At 72.0% G+C, this 21,506-nt stretch carries 19 protein-coding genes and 1 pseudogene; 13 read left to right on the forward strand and 7 right to left on the reverse strand.

What is annotated here, in order from left to right:
* On the reverse strand, positions 1–293 hold a 293-nt coding region (locus NOCJ54_RS24290), incomplete at its 3' end, for a hypothetical protein (RefSeq protein ID WP_036517150.1).
* Positions 294–607: 314 nt separating this feature from the next.
* On the opposite strand from NOCJ54_RS24290, the pseudogene NOCJ54_RS29365 reads away from it, so the two are divergent.
* Together NOCJ54_RS29365 and NOCJ54_RS0106760 are read left to right on the forward strand one after the other, a co-directional pair.
* Positions 608–949: pseudogene (locus tag NOCJ54_RS29365) on the forward strand (DUF1990 family protein); the annotation flags it as partial.
* Between the two features lie 91 nt (positions 950–1,040).
* A complete protein-coding gene (locus NOCJ54_RS0106760; RefSeq protein WP_028654889.1) occupies positions 1,041–1,529 on the forward strand; it encodes an aminoacyl-tRNA deacylase in 489 nt (162 codons plus the stop codon).
* Here the strand turns inward: NOCJ54_RS0106760 and NOCJ54_RS0106765 are convergent.
* A complete protein-coding gene (locus tag NOCJ54_RS0106765; protein ID WP_028654890.1) occupies positions 1,526–2,533 on the reverse strand; it encodes an AraC family transcriptional regulator in 1,008 nt (335 codons plus the stop codon). The genes NOCJ54_RS0106760 and NOCJ54_RS0106765 overlap by 4 nt on opposite strands.
* 70 nt (positions 2,534–2,603) lie before the next feature.
* Here NOCJ54_RS0106765 and NOCJ54_RS0106770 point away from each other — a divergent pair, with 70 nt between their 5' ends.
* Both NOCJ54_RS0106770 and NOCJ54_RS0106775 read left to right on the forward strand, forming a co-directional pair.
* Entirely contained in the window at positions 2,604–4,064 is a 1,461-nt protein-coding gene (locus tag NOCJ54_RS0106770) for a flavin-containing monooxygenase (RefSeq protein ID WP_028654891.1), read from the forward strand.
* Complete coding sequence (locus tag NOCJ54_RS0106775; RefSeq protein WP_028654892.1) at positions 4,061–5,755, forward strand: GMC oxidoreductase; 1,695 nt, start codon at positions 4,061–4,063, stop codon at positions 5,753–5,755. The genes NOCJ54_RS0106770 and NOCJ54_RS0106775 overlap by 4 nt, the downstream gene beginning before the upstream one ends.
* A gap of 24 nt (positions 5,756–5,779) precedes the next feature.
* On the opposite strand, the gene NOCJ54_RS0106780 is transcribed toward NOCJ54_RS0106775, so the two are convergent.
* A complete protein-coding gene (locus tag NOCJ54_RS0106780; RefSeq protein ID WP_028654893.1) occupies positions 5,780–6,448 on the reverse strand; it encodes a hypothetical protein in 669 nt (222 codons plus the stop codon).
* A gap of 65 nt (positions 6,449–6,513) precedes the next feature.
* On the opposite strand from NOCJ54_RS0106780, the gene NOCJ54_RS0106785 reads away from it, so the two are divergent.
* The 3 genes from NOCJ54_RS0106785 (at position 6,514) to NOCJ54_RS0106795 (ending at position 9,763) form a co-directional block, all read left to right on the forward strand.
* The gene (locus NOCJ54_RS0106785; protein WP_028654894.1) at positions 6,514–7,827 is read left to right on the forward strand and encodes a M20/M25/M40 family metallo-hydrolase; all 1,314 of its coding nucleotides are present in this window, start codon (positions 6,514–6,516) and stop codon (positions 7,825–7,827) included.
* 128 nt (positions 7,828–7,955) lie between these two features.
* On the forward strand, positions 7,956–8,513 hold the full coding sequence (locus tag NOCJ54_RS24295) for a PAS domain-containing protein (protein WP_036517153.1): 558 nt from the start codon (positions 7,956–7,958) through the stop codon (positions 8,511–8,513).
* On the forward strand, positions 8,510–9,763 hold the full coding sequence (locus NOCJ54_RS0106795; protein ID WP_028654895.1) for a methyl-accepting chemotaxis protein: 1,254 nt from the start codon (positions 8,510–8,512) through the stop codon (positions 9,761–9,763). Before NOCJ54_RS24295 ends, NOCJ54_RS0106795 begins: the two co-directional genes overlap by 4 nt.
* 87 nt (positions 9,764–9,850) lie before the next feature.
* Here the strand turns inward: NOCJ54_RS0106795 and NOCJ54_RS0106800 are convergent, their stop codons facing one another.
* Both NOCJ54_RS0106800 and NOCJ54_RS0106805 read right to left on the reverse strand, forming a co-directional pair.
* On the reverse strand, positions 9,851–10,084 hold the full coding sequence (locus NOCJ54_RS0106800; protein WP_396954691.1) for a DUF5703 family protein: 234 nt from the start codon (positions 10,082–10,084) through the stop codon (positions 9,851–9,853).
* Positions 10,081–11,034: an aldo/keto reductase gene (locus tag NOCJ54_RS0106805; protein WP_028654897.1), complete on the reverse strand. Its 954-nt coding sequence runs from the start codon at positions 11,032–11,034 to the stop codon at positions 10,081–10,083. The genes NOCJ54_RS0106800 and NOCJ54_RS0106805 overlap by 4 nt, the downstream gene beginning before the upstream one ends.
* 97 nt (positions 11,035–11,131) lie before the next feature.
* Between NOCJ54_RS0106805 and NOCJ54_RS0106810 the strand changes: the two genes are divergently transcribed.
* Positions 11,132–11,974 (forward strand): undecaprenyl-diphosphate phosphatase, encoded by an 843-nt coding sequence (locus NOCJ54_RS0106810; protein ID WP_028654898.1) that lies wholly within the window; start codon positions 11,132–11,134, stop codon positions 11,972–11,974.
* A 108-nt stretch (positions 11,975–12,082) separates the two neighbouring features.
* Here NOCJ54_RS0106810 and corA read toward each other — a convergent pair whose 3' ends face one another.
* On the reverse strand, positions 12,083–13,063 hold the full coding sequence (gene corA, locus NOCJ54_RS0106815) for a magnesium/cobalt transporter CorA (RefSeq protein WP_028654899.1): 981 nt from the start codon (positions 13,061–13,063) through the stop codon (positions 12,083–12,085).
* Between the two features lie 49 nt (positions 13,064–13,112).
* Between corA and NOCJ54_RS0106820 the strand changes: the two genes are divergently transcribed.
* Genes NOCJ54_RS0106820 through mshC form a run of 4 tightly spaced genes read left to right on the forward strand, consistent with a single transcriptional unit; the run spans position 13,113 to position 16,446 of the window.
* Positions 13,113–13,811 carry an MSMEG_4193 family putative phosphomutase gene (locus NOCJ54_RS0106820; RefSeq protein ID WP_028654900.1) on the forward strand — a complete coding sequence of 233 codons (699 nt, stop codon included), beginning with the start codon at positions 13,113–13,115 and terminating at the stop codon, positions 13,809–13,811.
* Positions 13,812–13,843: 32 nt separating this feature from the next.
* Positions 13,844–14,398, forward strand: coding sequence for a DUF3090 domain-containing protein (locus tag NOCJ54_RS0106825; RefSeq protein WP_028654901.1), 555 nt, complete (start codon positions 13,844–13,846; stop codon positions 14,396–14,398).
* 15 nt (positions 14,399–14,413) lie between these two features.
* Complete coding sequence (locus NOCJ54_RS0106830; RefSeq protein ID WP_028654902.1) at positions 14,414–15,172, forward strand: SCO1664 family protein; 759 nt, start codon at positions 14,414–14,416, stop codon at positions 15,170–15,172.
* 35 nt (positions 15,173–15,207) lie between these two features.
* Complete coding sequence (gene mshC, locus NOCJ54_RS0106835) at positions 15,208–16,446, forward strand: cysteine--1-D-myo-inosityl 2-amino-2-deoxy-alpha-D-glucopyranoside ligase (protein ID WP_028654903.1); 1,239 nt, start codon at positions 15,208–15,210, stop codon at positions 16,444–16,446.
* Positions 16,447–16,717: 271 nt separating this feature from the next.
* Here the strand turns inward: mshC and NOCJ54_RS0106840 are convergent, their stop codons facing one another.
* Complete coding sequence (locus NOCJ54_RS0106840; protein ID WP_396954689.1) at positions 16,718–17,563, reverse strand: PAC2 family protein; 846 nt, start codon at positions 17,561–17,563, stop codon at positions 16,718–16,720.
* Between the two features lie 139 nt (positions 17,564–17,702).
* Between NOCJ54_RS0106840 and metH the strand changes: the two genes are divergently transcribed.
* On the forward strand, positions 17,703–21,476 hold the full coding sequence (gene metH, locus NOCJ54_RS0106845; RefSeq protein ID WP_028654905.1) for a methionine synthase: 3,774 nt from the start codon (positions 17,703–17,705) through the stop codon (positions 21,474–21,476).
* Positions 21,477–21,506: the final 30 nt, after the last annotated feature.

Below are 21,506 nucleotides of genomic sequence, written 5' to 3' on the forward strand. Positions count from 1 at the left end.
CGGAGCTGCTCGGCAGCACGGACGAGTCCGCCGCCGGTGCCTTTGTGGCCGCCGAGGAGGTGGGTCAGGTAGTCCTTGACCGAGGCCCAACCGAGCCGTTCGACCGCACACGTCTCAGCCAACCGCTCGGTGGTGCGGAGCAGGGCGGCGTCGAGCAGGCTCTTCGCGGCCGCGATGGCCTCAGCCACCTCGACCGCGTCCTCGGCAGAGAGCTGGTCCCAGTCGGTCTGGGCGAGCTCGGCAGCGCTGTTGGCCAGGGTGGTGGCCGTGGTGAGCGCTGCGGGTGCTGTCATGTCCTGATTCTAGTCGAACACGTGTTCGACGGCAAGACCTGGCGTCGATGAATCCGCAGGTCAGAAGCACAATTGTGGCCGGCGGTCGGAGGTGGTCCGCTCCGGCCTCGGCCGCCTCTGTGCGCGGACCGCAGCCCGACCGCCGGACCCGACCATCCACCCAGCTCCCTCGTCGCTGCCCTTTCGGAACGCAACCACTCACCCACCGAAGCGTCCGGCGATCTCGGCCCACCGAGATCCTCCATCTCGCGAACGAGCCGCCCGCTCCGCCATGCCAACCGCAGCCGACTGACATCACCACCCGTCAAGGCACCATGTCCCACGTGGACGACCCCCTCGACCCCACCACCGCGGCCCGCCTGAGGGCAGCCCCACTGACCTACCCCCGCCCATCGAGCCCGACCGACCCACCCGCCGGCTTCACCCCGTTCACTCGCACGGTCACCCTGCGCCGTACCGACCTCGACGCTGCGGCCGACGACCTGCTCTCCTGGCGCGTCCACGAGGCGGTCGGCATCCGGGTGAGGGCGTCCGGCCCGGCCGAGGCGGGCGCGGTCGTCGACATGCGCCTCGGGTTCGGGCCGGCTGCGGTGCGGGCTACCTGCCGGGTGGTGGCGGTCATGGGGGAGGCGGACCGGAGGGGCTTCTCCTACGGCACGCTGCCCGACCCGGCTCGTGCAGCGGGTGATGACGGAGCGCTACCTGCGCGCGCCGGACCGGCTGGCACCGCGGACCTAGGCTGCTCCCGTGGACGACTCGACCGACGACCCCACCGACCAGTCAGTCCGGGCGATCGCCGCCGCGGAGGCGCTCGGCCTGACCTTCACCGTGGTCCGGCACGGTCCGGTGCGCTCGCTGGAGGAGGCAGCCGCCGTGCGCGGCGTCGAGCCGCGGCAGGTGGTGAAGACGATGGTGGTCCGGGTCAGCGACGGCGACCACCGGTTCGTCCTGGTGCCGGGTGACCGCGGGATCGCGTGGCCGAAGCTGCGGGCGTTGCTCGGCGTCAACCGGCTGTCGATGCCGTCGGCGGACGCGGCGCGGGAGGTCACCGGCTACGTCCGCGGCACGATCACGCCGCTGGGCTCGGCCACCGGGCTCCCGGTCGTCGCCGATGAGCGGGTCACCGGCACCATCTCCGTCGGCGGCGGCGCCCACGGAGTCGCGCTCACCCTCGACGCGGGCGAGCTCCTGTCGGCGCTCGGCGCGAGGGTCGCCGACGTGACCGACCCGGCCTAGGCCCTCGGGGACCGTCCGGTCCAGCGCCGGTAGGCGGCGCCGAAGCTGGTCGCCTCGGCGTACCCCAGCTGGTGCGCGACGTCGTCCACGCGCAGGCTCCGGTCGGCGAGCAGCTCCTCGGCGGCGCTGCGACGGACCTCGTCGAGCACCCCGCGGTAGGACGTGCCGGCGTCGGTCAGGTGGCGGCGCAGGGAGCGCTCGCTCAGGCCGAGGGCGGCGGCGACGGCCCCCATCGGCGCTCCGTCCGCGAGTCGCTGGGCAACGAGGATCCGCACGTCCTCGACGACACCGGAGCGGCTGCGCCGGTTGGCGACCAGGTCGCGGCACAGCGACTCCGCCATCGCGAACGCGTGCGGGTTGGCCTGGGGGAGCGGGTGGTCGAGCCAGGCGGCGTCCAGGCGCATCTCGGCCCGCCCGCTGCTCGTCCACGTCGGGCGCACCCCGAAGGCGGCGCGGTACGGCGCGACCTCGGTCGGCTCGTGGGGGAGCGCCACGGAGGTGAGCCGCGGGGCGCCGCCGGCGATCTCGCGCAGCACGGTCCAGATCGCCGTCAGGTCACGCTCGACGAGGAAGCGTCGTACGTCGGCCGGCAGGCCGCGGTCGTCGACCCCGATGACGACCTGGTCCCCGTCGAGGCTGGCCGACGGCACGCTGAAGGTGAAGCTGAGGTCGAGGAAGCGGAAGGTCAGGTTGGCGGCGTCCCCGAGCGTGGCGCTGCTGATCAGGGCGAAGCCGAGCGGGCCGAAGGTCGACGCGTGGTAGCGCACGCCGACGCTGACGCCCGTCGTCGACGGCGCGGCAGTGAGGAGGTTGCGGACCACCCGGAGCTCCTGCTGCGCGGTGACCTCGGTCTGGTGGTCCGCCAGGTCGCGCCCGGCCAGGCCGCTCCCACGGAGGAGCACGTCCTCGGCGACCCCGGCGTCCCGGCCGGCCGCCACGAGGAGGGCGACCCCGGCCACCTGGCGCGGGAACTCCCACGATCGGGTGGCCGGCGGATCGAACATGGCCGGAATTATGGACTCCGTGTCCGAAGTCCGCTCCACGCGGGTGCCTCCGGGAACCTACGCTCACGGCATGCAGCCCACGGTCATCATCATCGGCGCCGGTTTCGGAGGCCTCGCGGCGGCCCACCACCTCCGGGAGGCGGGCGTCACCGACATCACCATCCTCGAGCGCTCCGACGACGTGGGCGGCGTGTGGCGCGACAACACCTACCCGGGTGCCGCCTGCGACGTGCCGTCGGTGCTCTACTCCTGGTCGTTCGCGCCGAAGCACGACTGGAGCCACCGCTACGCGCGCCAGGACGAGATCCACCGCTACATCCGCGAGCACGCGGAGCAGAGCGGCCTGCTCGAGCTCGTCCGCACCGGTGCCGAGGTCACCACCGCGGACTGGGACGAGGAGTCCCGCCAGTGGACGGTCACCCTCGCCGACGGCGAGCAGCTGCGTGCCGATGTCGTCGTCTCGGCCGTCGGCCAGCTCTCGCGCCCCTCGATCCCGAACATCCCCGGCATCGACACCTTTGCCGGCCCGTCCTTCCACTCGGCCACGTGGGACCACGACGTCGACCTTGCCGGCAAGAAGGTCGGCGTCATCGGCACCGGCGCCTCCGCCATCCAGTTCGTACCGGAGATCGCCCCGCAGGTCGCCGAGCTGACGGTGTTCCAGCGCTCGGCGCCGTACGTCGTGCCGAAGCCCGACAGCACCTACTCGACGTGGGCGCTGCGCCGCTTCTCCCTGCTGCCCCAGCTGCACGGCCTCACCCGCACGGCCGTCTTCCACCTGACCGAGCAGCTGAACAAGACGCTCGACGACAACGGCCGGCTCGCGGACCTGCTCCACAAGGCGTGGCAGGTGCACCTGCGGCTGCAGGTCAAGGACCCCGCCCTGCGCGCCAAGCTCGTGCCCGACTACGACCTGGGCTGCAAGCGCCTGCTCTTCTCCAACAACTGGTACCCCGCGCTGTCCCGCGACAACGTCGACGTCGTGACCGACGCGATCACCGCCGTCGAGCCGACCGGCATCCGCACCGCCGACGGCGTGCTGCACGAGGTGGACGTGCTCATCCACGGCACCGGCTTCGCCGCCACCGAGTTCCTCGCCCCGATGCAGATCACCGGGGTCGGCGGGCGCCGCCTGCACGACTACTGGGCCGAGGCCGGCACGCAGGCGCACCTGGGCATCTCGGTGCCGAAGTTCCCCAACTTCTTCATCCTCTACGGCCCCAACACCAACCTCGGCGGCAGCTCGATCATCAACATGCTCGAGGCGCAGGCCGGGTTCATCACCAAGGCGGTCGCCCGGATCGCCGAGGCGGGCCCGATCGCGGTGCGCGAGGACACCGCCCGTGCGTACGACGAGGAGGTGCAGTCGCGCCTGGGCCACAGCGTGTGGACCTCCTGCCAGTCGTGGTACCGCGACGCGAGCGGCCGGATCAGCACCAACTGGCCCGGCACGGTCGCCGAGTACCAGAAGCGGACCGGGCGCTTCGACGCCGCCGACTTCGAGGTCGTGGCGGAGGTGGCAGCCCGATGACCCACTACGACGTCCTCGTCGTCGGCTCGGGCTTCGGGGGCAGCGTCACCGCGCTGCGGCTCTCCGAGAAGGGCTACCGCGTCGGCGTGCTCGAGGCCGGCCGCCGCTTCCGCGACGACGAGCTCCCCACGACCTCCTGGAAGGTCCGCGACTACGTCTTCAACCCCGCGGTCGGCTGCTACGGCCTGCTCCGGATGACCCTGCTCAAGGACGTCGTCGTGCTCTCCGGCGCCGGCGTGGGCGGCGGGTCGCTCGTCTACGCGAACACGCTCTACCAGCCGCCGCAGGCCTTCTTCGAGGACAAGCACTGGTCGGGCATCACCGACTGGGCCGACGAGCTCGCGCCCTACTACGACCAGGCGCGCCGGATGCTGGGCGTGGCGGCCTACCCGCACATGTCGCCGTCGGACCACGTGATGAAGTCCGTCGCCGAGAAGATGGGGGTCGGCGACACCTTCCACCCGACCGACGTGGGTGTGCTGTTCGGCGACCGCCCGGGGGAGAAGGTCCCCGACCCCTACTTCGGCGGAGCGGGGCCGGAGCGGACCACCTGCACAGACTGCGGTGCCTGCATGACCGGCTGCCGCGTGGGGGCGAAGAACACGACGGTCAAGAACTACCTCTACCTCGCCGAGCAGGCGGGCGCGCGCGTCCACGCGATGACCACGGTCACCGACGTGCAGCCGCGACCCGGCAGCGGCTACACGGTGACGACGCGTCGTACGCAGGGCAAGCTGCGGCGCGGCAAGCAGGTCTTCACCGCGGACCAGGTCGTCTTCTCGGCCGCGTCGCTGGGCACGCAGCGCCTCCTGCACCGACTGCGGGACGGCGGCAGCCTGCCGCAGATCTCTCCGCGGCTCGGTGAGCTCACCCGGACCAACTCCGAGGCGATCATCTCGGTCCGCGCGCGCGGCAACGACGTCGACTACTCCCGGGGCGTGGCGATCACCTCGTCGATCCACGTCGACGAGCACACCCACGTCGAGCCGGTCCGCTACGGCAAGGGCAGCAACCTGCTCAACCTGATGCAGGCGATCCTGACCGACAAGCCCGAGGGCCGCACCCCGCGCGCCGCCGCCGGGCTCCGCGAGATGTGGCGCCACCGCCGCGACCTGCCCAAGCTGCACGACCCGAGGCACTGGTCGGAGGAGAGCATCGTGCTGCTGGTGATGCAGAGCCTCGACAACTCGCTGACGACGTACCTCAAGCGGCGCCCGTGGGGGAAGGTGCTCACCACCCGCCAGGGCATCGGTGAGGCCAACCCGGTGTGGATCCCGCAGGCGCACGAGACCGCGCGCAACGTCGGCGAGGAGATGGACGGCATCCCCGGCGGCACCTGGGCGGACCTGGCCAACATCCCGATGACCGGCCACCTCGTCGGCGGCTGCCCCATCGGCGAGTCGCCGGACGACGGCGTGATCGACCCCTACCACCGCCTGCACGGGTACGACGGCCTGCACGTCATCGACGGCTCGGCGGTCGCGGCGAACCTCGGTGTGAACCCGTCGCTGACCATCACGGCGATGGCCGAGCGGGCGGTCTCGATGTGGCCGAACAAGGGTGAGGCGGACCCGCGGCCGGCCCTCGGCTCGCGCTACGCCCGCATCGCCCCGGTGGCACCGAAGAACCCGGCCGTGCCGGACCACGCCCCGGCGGCGTACCGGCTCCCCATTGTCGGCTTCGGCAGCTGAACCGGCCGCTGGACGGGCGGCCGGTCACCAGGTCGTGCGGCGCAGCTCCGTGCCGTCGAGGTCGTAGGTGATGTAGCCGCCCTGGCTGTACTCGTTGTTGGCGTAGGCCAGGATCCAGCCGTCCTGGCCGTCGTCGGGCTTCTCGATGATCAGGTAGCAGTCGCGCGGGTCCTCGACGAGCCCCTCCGCCGCCTCCAGCATCGCGTCGAAGGTCGCCGGGTCGACGTCGGCGAGGTCGAACGGCTCCTCGTCGCGCGCCGTGCCCTTGCTCCACTCGTCGAGGTCGCCGTCCCACCAGTAGGCGTCGTAGCGGTCGTCGCCCTCCGCGACCGGCACGTTGACGATGGCGTAGCCGGGGTAGACCACGGCGCGGAGGGCCTCCGTGCTGCCGGTCTCGTCCTCGAGGTCCTCGAGCAGCTCCCGGAAGCCCTCCACCGTCTGCGGGCGCTCGTCGGGCTCGGAACGCACGCCGTCCACCGTCGCCCACGTGCCGCCGACGATCGCCAGCACACCGAGTGGCACCGCGAAGCGCCGGACCGCCGCGCCGGGGCCGGTCCGCCGGATGGTGCGCTCCTCGAGCGAGCGCACCGGCCTCGGCTCCGGCGGGGGCTGGTACGCCGGGACGGCAGGGACCTCCGGCTCGTCCTTCGGGTCGTCGTCGGGCGAGTACGGCTGCCAGGTCGGGGGAGCCACGGCAGGAGACTAGGCGAGGCGACGGTCCGGTGTCTGCCCCTGCGGGGGCGTGCAACCATGGCCGCATGCCCGCACCCACCTCCGCCTCCACCGAGGTCGTCGACCTGTGCCGCGAGCTGATCCGGATCGACACGAGCAACTACGGCAGCGACGAGGGCCCCGGCGAGCGCAAGGCCGCCGAGTACGTCGCCGGCCTGCTCGACGAGGTCGGGATCGCCGCCGAGGTCGTGGAGACCGCTCCGGGACGGGCCAACGTGCTCGCCCGCTGGGGCGGCACCGGGGCCGGCGGGCGGCAGGACGCCCTGCTGATGCACGGCCACCTCGACGTCGTACCCGCGGCGGCGGAGGACTGGCAGGTCCACCCGTTCAGCGGCGAGGTGCACGACGGCTACGTCTGGGGCCGCGGGGCCGTCGACATGAAGGACTTCGACGCCATGCTGCTGGCCGTCGTCCGGGAGCGGCAGCGGACCGGCCGCGTGCCGGAGCGCCCCGTCGTGCTGTGCTTCACCGCGGACGAGGAGGCCGGCGGCCACCTCGGCGCGGAGCGGCTCGTCACCGACCACCGCGACTGGTTCGACGGCTGCACCGAGGCGGTCGGCGAGGTCGGCGGCTTCAGCACCACCGTGCGCGGGCGCCGGCTCTACCTGATCGAGGCGGCTGAGCGGGGCATGGCGTGGATGCGGCTCACCGCGCGCGGCCGCGCCGGCCACGGATCCATGATCAACCGCAACAACGCCGTCACCCGGCTCGCCGCCGCGGTGGCCAGGATCGGCGCGCACGAGTGGCCGGTCCGGCTCACGCCGACCATGCAGACCCTGCTCGCCTCGGTCGCCGAGCTCGCCGGGACCGAAGCCACCCCGGAGAACGCGCCGGCGCTGATGGAGGAGTTCGGCGAGGCCGCCCGCATGCTCGGCGCCGTGCTGCGCCACTCGACGAACCCGACGATGCTCGACGCCGGCTACAAGGTGAACGTCATCCCGACCGAGGCGACCGCCCACGTCGACGGCCGCTTCCTGCCCGGCTTCGAAGACGAGTTCTTCGCGACCCTGGCCGAGCTGGTCGGGGAGGGGATCGACATCGACTACGTCTCCAACCAGCCCCCCTGGGAGATGCCGTACGACGGAGCGCTGGTCGACGCGATGAGCCGCAGCCTGCTCGCCGAGGACCCCGACGCACTGGTCGCGCCCTACCTGATGAGCGCCGGCACCGACGCCAAGCACTTCACCAGGCTCGGCATGCGCACCTACGGCTTCGCGCCGCTGCGGCTCCCCGAGGACCTCGACTTCACCGCGCTCTTCCACGGCGTCGACGAGCGGGTCCCGGTGGACGCGCTGGAGTTCGGCACCCGCGTGATGGACCGCTTCCTCGACGAGGCCTGAGCGCCCTCCCCACGGACCCCGGTGGGGGGACCTTCGTCCCGCGCTGGGTCGGGGTCCTCACCTTCCGCGCCGCCCGGCCGATGGCAGCGGTGACCTCGTACCCGAGGAGCACCGAGAGGAGCGCGCGGATGGCGCGGCGGACAATCACCCCGACGGGCGTGGAGAAGACCTTCCACCCCGACCAGATCATCGTCTCCAAGACCGACCTTCAGGGCCGGCTCACCTACGTCAACGACCTGTTCGTCGAGATCAGCGGCTACGACGAGGCCGAGCTCGTCGGCCAGCCCCACAACGTGATCCGCCACCCCTCCATGCCGCGCGGCGTCTTCCGCCTGCTGTGGGAGCGGATCTCGTCGGGCGAGGAGATCTTCGCCTACGTGGTGAACCTCAGCGCCGACGGCAGCCACTACTGGGTGCTGGCGCACGTGACGCCGACCTTCGACACCGCCGGCGCGGTCGTCGGCTACCACTCCAACCGCCGCACCGCCTCGCCCGAGGCGATCACCCAGGTCACGGCGCTCTACCGCCGACTCCTCGACGAGGAGGCCCGCCACGCCTCGGCCCGCGAGGCGGTCGAGGCCGGCAAGCAGGCGCTCGAGCGGGAGCTCGAGGCCGCCGGTGCGTCGTACGACGAGTGGGTCTGGGCGCTGACCAACGACACCGACGCCGGGAGGGCCGCCGCATGACCGCCGTGCTGGGCAACGAGACCACCGACGTCACCACCGTCGACGCTGTCGACACCGACGCTGTCGACACCGAGGCCGCGCTGCGTGCCGAGCTCGACCGGTACCGGCAGGCACTGCGCGCCGTGACCGAGGTGTGCCGATCGGCCGCCGAGGGAGACCTCGAGCCGCGCGTCGCGCGGATGGGCGACGAGCCCGAGCTGCTCGCGGCCCGGTCCGCGGTCAACGCGCTGCTGGACCGCACCGACGCCTACGTCCGCGAGTCGTCGGCGTCGCTGCAGTACGCCGCCGACGGCAAGTTCTACCGCCGCTTCCTGGTCCGCGGCATGCTGGGCTCGTTCAAGGCCGGCGCCGTGACCATCAACGCCGCCATCGCGGCGATGGCCGACGCCAACACGCAGCTCGCCGAGCAGGAGCGCCTGCGCCTCGAGCTCGCCGACGGCTTCGAGGAGGCCGTGCTCGGCCTCTCCGACCAGGTCGCCGCCGCGGCCGCGGAGATGGAGGCGTCCTCGCGCACCCTCGCCGCGAACGCGGAGGGCACCGCGACCCGTGCGGTCCAGGTGTCGGAGAACTCCCACACCGCGGCGGACGCCGTCACCGTCGCCGCTGCGGCCGTCGAGCAGCTGGTCAGCACGGTCCGCGCGATCGAGGAGCAGGCCGGCCAGTCCGACGAGGCCGGCAAGCGCGCGGTCGCCGAGGCCGACCAGGTCCGCGGCACCGTGCAGAGCCTGGCGACCGCCTCGCAGGAGATCGGCGAGGTGGTCAACCTGATCAGCCAGGTCGCCAGCCAGACCCGCCTGCTCGCGCTCAACGCGACCATCGAGGCGGCCCGCGCGGGGGAGTCCGGCAAGGGCTTCGCCGTCGTGGCGTCCGAGGTCAAGACGCTCGCGTCGGAGACCGCCGACGCGACCAGCCGGATCGAGCAGCAGGTGCACGCCATCCAGGCGGCCACCGGCGCCGCGGTCGGCGCGATCGAGACCATCGGCTCCGCGGTGCGCGGCATGGGTGACAACGTCTCGGCCATCGCCACGGCGGTCGGCGAGCAGCGGCACGCCGCCGCCGAGCTCAGCCGGACCACGACCGAGGCCGCGGGTGCGGTGTCGGGCGTCAACGAGGACGTGACCGCCATCGGCGAGGCGACCGTCGCCACGAGCACCGGCGCCAGCGAGATGACCGGCGCGTCGCTGGAGCTCTCGCGACTCTCCGCGGACCTGCGTACGCACGTCGCGGCGTTCCTGGAGCAGATCCGCTGAGCCAGGGCCTGCCGGGCGGCTGACGCCATTCGGCCGGGTCCGCGCGCGAGCCCGCCTTCCCACCGGGAGGCGGGCTCGTCGGCTTCGTCAGGCGGTGCGGACCGCGCGGATGATCTTGCGGCGCAGCACGACGCGGCGCTTGCCGTCCGGGCCGATCTGGACCCGGTCGAGCTCCCAGCCGCCGTGCTCGGCACGCTCGACGAGCAGCTTGGCGACCATGTTGCGGGACCACCCGCGGTCGAAGGTGACCCGGTCGAACTCCCACTCGACCCCTCGGCCCAGGCCGCGCATCACGCCCGGCCGCAGCATCGACACGCTCACGCCGCACCTCCTGACACGTCGTCCAGCGCACTGCGGATCTCCGCCGGCAGCACCTTCTCCTCGCTCCCGAGCGCGACCTTGAGCTGGGCGGCCGTCCGGGCGCCCACGACCGGCGCGGTGACGCCGGGGGCGTCGCGCACCCACACCAGGGCCACCTCGAGCGGGGTCCAGCCGAGGCCGTCGGCCGCGCGGGCCACCGCCTCGACGATGCCGCGGCTGCGGTCGTCGAGGTAGGTCTCCACGAAGGCGCCGTAGGTGCTCGACGCGGCACGCGAGTCCGAGGGGGTGCCGGTGCGGTACTTGCCGGTCAGCACGCCGCGGCCCAGCGGTGACCAGGGCAGCACGCCCAGCCCGAGGGCCTCGGCCGCCGGGAGCAGGTCGCGCTCGATGCGCCGGTTGACCAGGGAGTACTCCACCTGGGTGGACACCAGCCGGGTCCGCCCCGGCACCGCCTCCTGCAGCGTCGCCGCGCGGGCGGTCTGCCAGGCGTTGTAGTTCGAGATGCCCGCGTACGCCGCCCGCCCGCTGCTCACCGCGACGTCGAGCGCGCTCAGCGTCTCCTCCAGCGGCACCTGGTCGGACCACACGTGGACCTGCCACAGGTCGACGTGGTCGGTCCCGAGCCGCCGCAGCGACGCGTCCAGCGTCCTCAGCAGGCCGCCGCGGGAGGTGTCGGTCACCCGCTCGCCGCCCCGGCGCGACACGCCGGCCTTGGTGGCGAGGACCACGTCGTCGCGGGCCACGACGTCGCCCAGGAGCGAGCCGATCAGCTCCTCCGAGCGCCCACCGGTGTACCCGGCAGCGGTGTCGATCGTCGTACCGCCGGCCTCGACGAACGCGGCCAGCTGGTCGCGGGCCTCGTGCTCGTCGGTCTCCGTGCCCCAGGACATGGTGCCGAGGGCCAGGCGAGACACCCTCAGGCCGCTCGCGCCGACGTACCGCTGCTGCATGGGGGACAAGGTATCCGGCCACCGGCACGCTCGTGGCCCGGGCACGCCGGTGGGCGGCGCGCGGACCGTCACCGGGAGGTCCCTAGGATGCTCTCCCGTGGCGGACTACCTGCAGGCAGTGTTCCTCGGCGTGCTCCAGGGCCTGACGGAGTTCCTGCCGATCTCCAGCAGCGCGCACCTGCGGATCTTCCCCGAGCTCTTCGGCTGGGGCGACGTCGGTGCCGCCTTCACCGCGGTCGTGCAGATCGGCACCGAGCTCGCGGTGCTGATCTACTTCCGCAAGGACATCTGGCGCATCGCCCGGGCGTGGGTGCTGTCGCTGTTCAAGCCGGAGTACCGCGGCGCCCTCGACGCGCGGATGGGCTGGTTCATCATCGTCGGCTCCCTGCCGATCGTGATCCTCGGCATCCTGCTCAAGGACGTCATCGAGGAGCACTTCCGCAACCTGTGGCTCATCGGCTGCACCCTGATCATCCTCGGCATCGTGCTCGGCATCGCCGACCGCATCGGCAGCACCCAGAAGGTCATCAAGCAGATGAGCCTCCGCGACGCCCTCCTGATGGGCAGCGCGCAGGCGATGGCGCTGATCCCCGGGGTCTCCCGCTCCGGCGCCACCCTGTCGATGGGCCGCTTCCTCGGGTACGAGCGCGAGGCCGCCACCCGCTTCGCCTTCCTGCTCGCCATCCCGGCCGTCGTCGGCGCCGGGCTCTTCGAGCTCAAGGAGATCGGCCACGTCGGCGAGGCCGTCCCCGGGCAGGCCGACTACGGCTGGGGCCCGACCATCACCGCGACCGTCGTGTCCTTCGTCGTCGGCTACGCCGCCATCGCCTGGCTGCTGCGCTGGGTCACCACGAAGTCCTACACCCCGTTCGTCATCTACCGCGTCCTGCTCGGCGCCGGTGTCCTGGCCCTGCTCGCCGCCGGGGTGCTGACCGCCTGATGCGGCCCGCGACCGGAGAGGTCGAGCAGGCGCCGATTGGGCAGGAACTGCAGCTCCAGGGGCCGAAATGTTGCGGTTTGGGACCAAACCGCAATGGCTCCGGCCCCCTCAGAACCACCCCGACCGCTTGAACAGCACCCACAGCCCCGCCGCCGCCACCACCATCAGCAGCAGCGCGAAGGGGTAGCCGAAGGTCCAGTCCAGCTCCGGCATGTGCGTGAAGTTCATGCCGTAGACCCCCGCGATCAGCGTGGGTACGACGACCAGGGCTGCCCCGGCGGAGATCTTGCGCATGTCGTCGTTCTGCTGGACCGCGATCTGGGCGACGTGGGCGTCGAAGGCGGTGGACAGCAGGCTGTCGAGGGTGTCGACCTCGTCGGCCGCCTGGGCGAGGTGGTCGCTGACGTCCCGGAAGAAGGGGGCGGCCTCGGCCTCGATGAGGTCGACCGACCCCGTGGCGAACCGGCGCATCGGCTCGCGGAGGGGGAGGACCGCGCGGCGGACCTCGGAGATCTCGCGCTTGAGCACGTAGATCCGGTTGCCGTCGTTGGTGCGCTCCTCGGAGAACACCGACTCCTCGACCTCGTCGACGTCGACCTGGAGCTCGGCGACCACGGCGGCGTAGCCGTCGACGACGGCGTCACACACGGCGTAGACCACCGCGGACGGCCCGTGGTCGAGGACGGTCTGCTTCTGCTCGAGGTCGTGGCGGGCGTTGCTGAGCGCCGACCCCCGGCCGTGGCGGACGGTGATGACGAAGTCGCGGCCGATGAAGACGTTGATCTCGCCGGTCTCGACGGCGTCGTCCTCGTCGACGTACCAGAGCGTCTTGAGCACGAGGAAGAGGCTGTCGTCGTACCTCTCGAGCTTGGGGCGCTGGTGGGCGACCACCGCGTCCTCGACCGCCAGCGGATGGAGGTCGAAGGCGTCGGCGATCTCGGAGAGCTCGTCGTGGGAGGGCTCGAAGAGGCCGACCCAGACGAAGTCGTGCTCGGCGCTGGCGGCCTCGCGCAGCGCGCGGTAGTCCTGCCGGTGGCAGTCCACCGGCAGCCGGACGCCGTGGCGGTAGACGGCGCTGTCGACGATCACGTCGCCCACGCTAGTCCCGCTCGACCGGGGCTGCTCTAGGCTCGCCGCCATGGCCACGCTCCTGCTGGTGCGCCACGGGCGCACCACCGCCAACGCCTCCGGCGTGCTCGCCGGACGCACGCCCGGGGTCGTGCTCGACGACACCGGCGTCGAGCAGGCAGCGCGGGCGGGGGCAAGGATCGCCGCCGTGCCGATCGCGCGCCTGGTCACCAGCCCCCAGGAGCGCTGCAAGCAGACCGCGAAGGCGGTCGCCGACGCGCAGCGCGGCGCGGGCCACCCCGCGGTGCGGGCCCGCTCCGAGAAGGCGCTCGCCGAGTGCGACTACGGCGACTGGCAGGGCCAGCCCATCAAGGAGCTGCTCAACGACCCGCTGTGGCGCACGGTGCAGCAGCAGCCGTCCGCCGTCACCTTCCCCGGCGGGGAGTCGATGGTCGTGATGCAGCACCGTGCGGTGTCGGCGGTACGACGCATCGACGCCGCTGTCACCGCCGAGCACGGTGCCGAGGCCGTGTGGGTCGCGGTGAGCCACGGCGACATCATCAAGGCGCTGCTGGCCGACGCCCTGGGCCTGCACCTCGACCTCTTCCAGCGCATCCACGTCGACCCCGCGTCGGTGTCGGTGATCCGCTTCGCGCCGGACCGGCCGTACGTCCTGGCGACCAACACCCACGACGGTGACCTGTCGTGGCTGCGGGCGAAGCCAGCCGAGGGCGGGGCGGTCGTCGGCGGCGGCGCCGGACCTCGCTGACGACGGTTGCGACGACGCCCTAGGGTGGCGGCATGCCGATCGTCCACGGATTCGACCCGCCGGAGCGCTTCGTCGCCGGCACCGTCGGCGAGCCCGGGAGCCGGACCTTCTTCCTGCAGGCCACCGAGGGCAACCGCGTCGTGTCGGTCGCGCTCGAGAAGCAGCAGGTCGCGGCGCTCTCGGAGCGGGTGGACGAGCTCCTCGACGAGGTGATCGCGGACGGTACGGCGCAGGGCGTGATCCCCGCCGTCGCCCCCTTCGCGCTCACGGACGACGCGCCGCTGGCACAGCCCATCGAGGAGGAGTTCCGGGCCGGGACGATGACCCTGTCGTGGGACCCGGCCGACGAGCGCGTCGTGATCGAGGTGTTCCCCGTGGGGGAGGAGCCCGCCGAGCTCACCGACGGCGACGAGCCGTCGGAGATGCTCCTGGTCCGGCTCGAGCCCGGCCAGGCGCGGGCGTTCGTGAAGCGCGCCGAGGCCGTTGTCGGCGCCGGTCGACCGTCCTGCCCGTTCTGCGGCCAGCCGATCGACCCGGACGGGCACCTCTGCGTCCGCGCCAACGGGTTCAAGCGCCGCCAGCCCTGAGATGCCGTTCCTGTCATGCCCGGTCCTGAGATGCCCGGGCTGAGCCTGCGGGGCCGGATCATGCCGGCCTCCAACGCGACCTTCCTCGCCGAGCTCGACGGCCGCGAGGTCGTCTACAAGCCGGTCGCGGGGGAGCGGCCTCTGTGGGACTTCCCCGGCGGCACGCTGGCCGACCGCGAGGTGGCGGCGTACCTCGTCTCCGAGGCGACCGGCTGGGACATCGTGCCGCGCACCTGGTGGGGCGAGGGCCCGCACGGGCCCGGCATGCTCCAGGAGTGGTGCGAGGTCGACCCCGACGGCGACGCCGTCGACCTGGTCCGGGCCGGTACGACGCCCGACGGGTGGCTCGAGGTCTTCGAGGGCCTCGACGACCGCGACCAGCCGGTGACCCTCGTCCACGAGGACACCGTCGCGCTGCGCCGGATCGCGGTGTTCGACGTCGTCGTGAACAACGCCGACCGCAAGGGCGGCCACGTCCTGGCCATGCCCGACGGGCACCGCCACGGCGTGGACCACGGCATCGCCTTCCACCACGAGCCGAAGCTCCGCACCGTGCTGTGGGGCTGGGCCGGCACCCCGCTCACCGACGAGGAGGTCTCCACCGTGCGCTCCGTCCTCGCCGCGGTGCGCGGCGAGCTGGGGGAGCAGCTCGGCTTCCACCTGGCCGAGCACGAGATCACCGCGCTCGAGCGCCGGGCCGAGAGGCTGCTCGCCGCCGGCGTCCTGCCCGGTCCGCACGGCGGGTGGCCCGCGATCCCGTGGCCACCCTTTTGACCGAGGGCTTCTGCTGAACAACTAGCATCAGCCGCATGCGCGCATGGAACGCCCCGGGCCTCCCGGCACTGCCGGTCGCCGGCCCTCCCGTCGTCCTCCACGACACCGCGACGGGCGGGACCGTCGAGACGACCCCGGACGACGGCGTCGCGCGCCTGTACGTCTGCGGCATCACGCCGTACGACGCCACCCACATCGGCCACGCGAACACCTACATCGCCTTCGACCTGCTCAACCGCGCCTGGCGCGCGGCCGGCCACGACGTCCGCTTCGTGCAGAACGTGACCGACGTCGACGACCCGCTGCTCGAGCGCGCGACCAAGGTCGGCGTCGACTGGGTCGAGCTCGCCGAGCGGGAGACCGAGCTCTTCCGCAAGGACATGGAGGCCCTGCGGGTGCTCCCGCCGGCGGCGTACGTCGGCGCGGTCGAGTCGATCCCGCTGGTGATCGAGCTGGTGCAGCGCCTCGAGGCCGCGGGCGCGATCTACCGCGTCGAGGACGACCTCTACTTCTCGGTCAGCGCCGACCCCGCCTTCGGCGAGGAGTCCGGCTACGACCGCGACACCATGCTGCGGTTCTTCGGCGAGCGCGGCGGCGACCCGGACCGGGCCGGCAAGAAGGACCCCCTCGACTGCGTCGTCTGGCGCGGCGAGCGCGAGGGCGAGCCGTCGTGGGACAGCCCGTGGGGCCCCGGCCGCCCCGGCTGGCACATCGAGTGCGCCGCGATCGCGCTGAAGGAGCTCGGCGGCCGCTTCGACGTCCAGGGCGGCGGCAGCGACCTCGTCTTCCCGCACCACGAGATGTGCGCCGGCCACGTGCAGGTCGCCACCGGTGAGCCGTTCGCCAAGGTCTACTCGCACGCCGGGATGGTGGCCTACGACGGCGAGAAGATGTCGAAGTCGCTCGGCAACCTCGTCTTCGTATCCGCCCTGCGCAACAGCGACATCGACCCGATGGCGATCCGCCTCACCCTGCTGCGCCACCACTACCGCGCCGACTGGGAGTGGACCGACGACCAGCTCTGGACCGCGGTCGACGACCTCGCCGACTGGCGCCGCGCCCTCGCCCTCGGCGCCGGCGCCCCCGCCGGCCCGGTGGTCGAGGAGATCCTCGCCGCCCTGGCCGACGACCTCGACGCCCCCCGCGCCACCGCCGCGGTCGACGCCTGGGTCCGCGCCACCCTCGGCACCGACGGCCTCGCCGACACCAGCGACCCGGACGCCGCCATCACCCTGCTGCCCGTCCTCGACGCCGCGCTCGGTCTCAGCCTCTGACGCGGACTGGCAGCCCGGGGCGCTGCCGTTTGGTCCCAAACCGCAGCAATTCAGGCCCCGGAGCTGCAGTTTCTGACCAATCGATCGATCCAGGTCCGGCGTACTCCGCGCCCGGCCTCGACCGCCGCTCCGGCGGGTCAGGGCATTGCGGTTTGGTCCCAAACCACAGCAATACGAGCCCTGGAGCTGCAGTTCCTGCCCATTCGACCGATCCAAGCCAGCGCCAGCCAACGACCGGCCAGCCCACCCACACCCACCGGCCAGCTGAGCCCTACCGCTCCTCGCCCCGCCGCTTGAGGTACCGCTCGAACTCCCGGGCGATGGCCTCCCCGGACGCCTCGGGGAGGTCGGCGGTGTCCCGCGACTCCTCCAGCGACCGGACGTAGTCGGCGATGTCCTCGTCCTCCTCGGCCAGCTCGTCGACGCCGCGCTCCCAGGCCCTGGCCTCCTCGGGCAGGTCGCCGAGGGGGAGCGGGATGTCGAAGAGGTCGTCGAGGCGGGTGAGCAGGGCCAGGGTGGCCTTCGGGCAGGGCGGCTGGGCGACGTAGTGCGGGACGGCGGCCCAGTACGACACGGCGGGCAGGTCGACCTTGGTGCAGGCGTCCTGCAGGACGCCGACGATGCCGGTCGGTCCCTCGTAGGTCGACTGCTCGAGGTCGAGCTTGTCGAGCAGGTCCGGCTCGGTCGAGGCGCCGGACACCGGGATCGGGCGGGTGTGCGGGCTGTCGGAGAGCAGGGCCCCGAGGGTGACCAGCAGCTCGCCGCCGAGGTCGTCGATCGTCGCGAGCAGCTCGGCGGTGAACTGCCGCCAGCGCATGTTGGGCTCGATGCCGCGGATCAGGATGACGTCGCGGTCGAGGTTCGGGGGAGAGGCGACGGCGACGTGGGTGCTGGGCCAGGTGAGCTTGCGGAAGCCGTTCTCGTCGATGCCGACCGTGGGCCGGTTGACCTGGAAGTCGTAGTAGTCCTCGGGGTCGATCGCGGCGACGACCCGCGCGTTCCACGCCTTCATCAGGTGGTCGACCACGGCGGTGGCCGACTCGGCGGCGTCGTTCCAACCCTCGAACGCTGCGATGACCACAGGCCGGACCAGACCGGTGACCGTCTCGATCTCCATCACTCCTCGAGCCTAGTCGGCGATCCCGAGTAGCATGGGCACCAGCCGAGAGGCGTTGCAACGGGAGCCCGATCAGGTGGCGCCCGCCACGCTCGGCCGGATCACCAAGGGCGCCTTCCACTCACTGGAAGGATGGGGCATGGCTCAGGACAGGTCACAGGACGCTCAGTGGCAGCCGGACGCCACCGACGAGCTCACGACCCTGCTGCGCGAGCGGATCGTGATCCTCGACGGCGCGATGGGCACCGCCATCCAGCGCGACCGTCCCGACGAGGCCGGCTACCGCGGTGAGCGCTTCGCGAGCCGCGAGGAGTGGCCCTCCGACCTGGTCGGCAACAACGACCTGCTCTCGCTGACCCAGCCGCAGATCATCGGCAGCATCCACCGCGAGTACCTCGACGCCGGTGCCGACATCATCGAGACCAACACGTTCAACTCCAACGCCGTCTCGCTCGCCGACTACGGCATGCAGGCGCTCGCCTACGAGTTCAACCTCGAGTCCGCCCGCCTGGCCCGCCGGATCGCCGACGAGGTCGCCGAGGAGACCGGGCGCACGCGGTACGTCGCCGGCGCGCTCGGCCCCACCACCCGCACCGCCTCCATCAGCCCCGACGTCAACGACCCGGGCGCCCGGAACGTGTCCTACGAGCAGCTCGTCGACGCCTACCTCGAGGCCGCGCGCGGCCTGGTCGACGGCGGCTCCGACCTGCTGTTCATCGAGACCATCTTCGACACGCTCAACGCCAAGGCGGCGATCTTCGCGGTCGAGACCCTGTTCGAGGAGACCGGCCGCCGCTGGCCCGTGGTCATCTCCGGCACCATCACCGACGCCTCCGGCCGCACCCTGTCCGGCCAGGTCACCGAGGCGTTCTGGGACTCGGTCCGCCACGCGCGGCCGCTCGCCGTCGGCCTCAACTGCGCGCTCGGCGCGAAGGAGATGCGGCCCTACGTCGCCGAGCTCTCCCGCCTGGCCGACTCCTTCGTGTCGGCGTACCCGAACGCCGGCCTCCCCAACGCCTTCGGTGAGTACGACGAGGCGCCGTCCGACACCGCGGCCGTGCTCGAGGAGTTCGCCGAGGCCGGCTTCCTCAACATCGTCGGCGGCTGCTGCGGCACGACGCCGGACCACATCGCCGAGATCGCCAAGCGGATGGAGGGCCGCTCGGTCCGCCGCCCCGTCACCCTCGAGCCGGCCATGCGGCTCTCCGGCCTCGAGCCGTTCACGATCACCGAGGACAGCCTCTTCGTCAACGTCGGCGAGCGGACCAACATCACCGGCTCGGCCCGCTTCCGCAACCTGATCAAGGACGGCGACTACGACACCGCACTCTCCGTCGCCGCGCAGCAGGTCGAGGCCGGCGCGCAGGTCATCGACGTCAACATGGACGAGGGCATGATCGACGGCGTCGCCGCGATGGACCGCTTCCTCAAGCTGGTCGCCAGCGAGCCCGACATCAGCCGCGTCCCGGTGATGATCGACTCCTCCAAGTGGGAGGTCATCGAGGCCGGCCTGCGCTGCGTCCAGGGCAAGCCGATCGTCAACTCGATCTCCATGAAGGAGGGCGAGGACACGTTCCGCGAGCAGGCTCGCCTGTGCAGGAAGTACGGCGCCGCCGCGGTCGTCATGGCCTTCGACGAGGACGGCCAGGCCGACAACCTCGAGCGCCGCAAGCAGATCTGCGAGCGCGCCTACCGGATCCTCGTCGACGAGGTCGACTTCCCGCCCGAGGACATCATCTTCGACCCGAACGTGTTCGCGGTCGCGACCGGCATCGAGGAGCACGCCAGCTACGGCGTCGACTTCATCGAGGCGACCCGCTGGATCAAGCAGAACCTGCCCGGGGCCAAGGTGTCCGGCGGCATCTCGAACGTCTCGTTCAGCTTCCGCGGCAACAACCCGGTCCGCGAGGCGATCCACGCGGTGTTCCTGTTCCACGCCATCGAGGCGGGCCTCGACATGGGCATCGTCAACGCGGGCGCGCTGGTGCCGTACGACACCATCGACCCTGAACTGCGTGACGCGATCGAGGACGTCGTCCTCAACCGCACCGACGACTCGCTCGCCGCGACCGAGCGGCTGCTCGAGCTCGCCGAGGCCCACCGCGGCAACGGCGAGAAGGTCGAGGCCGCCGAGGAAGAGTGGCGCTCGCTGCCGGTCGGGGAGCGGATCACCCACGCCCTGGTGAAGGGCATCGACGGCTTCGTCGAGGGCGACACCGAGGAGCTGCGCCAGGAGATCGCCGCCCGCGGCGGGCGTCCCATCGAGGTCATCGAGGGTCCGCTGATGGACGGCATGAACGTCGTCGGCGACCTGTTCGGCGCCGGCAAGATGTTCCTTCCCCAGGTCGTGAAGTCGGCCCGGGTGATGAAGAAGGCCGTCGCCTACCTCATCCCGTTCATCGAGCAGGAGAAGGCAGCCAACCCCGAGCTGGCCAACGCCAAGGACACCAACGGCACCATCGTCCTCGCCACGGTGAAGGGCGACGTCCACGACATCGGCAAGAACATCGTCGGCGTCGTGCTGTCGTGCAACAACTACGAGGTCGTCGACCTCGGCGTGATGGTCCCGGCGCAGAAGATCCTCGACACCGCCCGCGAGGTCGGCGCCGACATCATCGGCCTCTCCGGCCTGATCACGCCCAGCCTCGACGAGATGGTCGGCTTCGCCACCGAGATGGAGCGCCTCGGCCTCGACATCCCGCTGCTCATCGGCGGCGCGACGACCTCGCGCGCCCACACGGCGGTCAAGGTCGACCCGAAGTACTCCGGCCCCGTGGTGTGGGTCAAGGACGCCTCCCGCTCGGTCCCGACCGCGGCCGCGCTGCTCGACGACCGCCAGCGCCCGGCTCTGCTGGAGACCACGAAGGCCGACTACGACTCGCTGCGCGCCCGTCACTCCCAGAAGTCCGAGCGGCCGCAGCTGTCCTTCCAGGACGCGAAGGCCAACGCCACCCCGATCGACTGGACCGGCTACGCCCCGCCGCAGCCGCGCACGCCGGGCGTCCACGTCCTCGCCGACTACGACCTCACCGAGCTGCGCGACTTCATCGACTGGCAGCCGTTCTTCAACGCGTGGGAGATGAAGGGCAAGTTCCCCGACATCCTCAACAGCCCCACGCTCGGCGAGGCCGCCCGCAAGCTGTACGAGGACGCGCAGGCCATGCTCGACCGGCTGGTCGAGGAGAAGTGGCTGACCGCCAACGGCGTCTACGGCCTCTTTCCCGCCGCGAGCACGGGCGAGGACGTGCTGGTCTACGAGGACGACACCCGCACCACCGTCCGCAGCACGCTGCACCAGCTCCGCCAGCAGGGCCAGCACCGCGCCGGCATCCCGAACCGCTCGCTCGCCGACTTCGTCGCTCCGGTCGGCGCCGACCTCGCCGGCGGTGGGGACTGGGTCGGGGCGTTCGCGGTGACCGCTGGCCTGGGCACGACCGAGCGGATCATGGCGTTCAAGGAGGACCTCGACGACTACTCGGCGATCCTCCTCGAGGCGCTCGCCGACCGGCTCGCGGAGGCGTTCGCGGAGCGGCTCCACCAGCGGGTGCGCACCGAGTTCTGGGCGCACGTGCCGGAGGAGCAGCTGACCAACGAGGACCTGATCGCCGAGAAGTACACCGGCATCCGGCCCGCCCCGGGTTACCCCGCGTGCCCGGACCACACGGAGAAGCGCACCATCTGGGAGCTCCTCGACGTCCAGGCCAGCACCGGCATCGAGCTCACCGAGTCGATGGCGATGTGGCCCGGCGCCTCCGTGTCCGGCATCTACTACAGCCACCCGGAGGCGCAGTACTTCGTCGTCGGTCGGCTCGGTCGCGACCAGGTCGAGGACTACGCCGCCCGCAAGGGCTGGAGCGTCACCGAGGCCGAGAAGTGGCTCTCGCCGAACCTCGGCTACGACCCGGACGACTGAGCCGACTGAGCCGACCGGGCCGACCGAGCA

It is taken from the genome of Nocardioides sp. J54, from assembly GCF_000519005.1.
In the GTDB taxonomy this organism is placed as follows: Bacteria; Actinomycetota; Actinomycetes; order Propionibacteriales; family Nocardioidaceae; genus Nocardioides.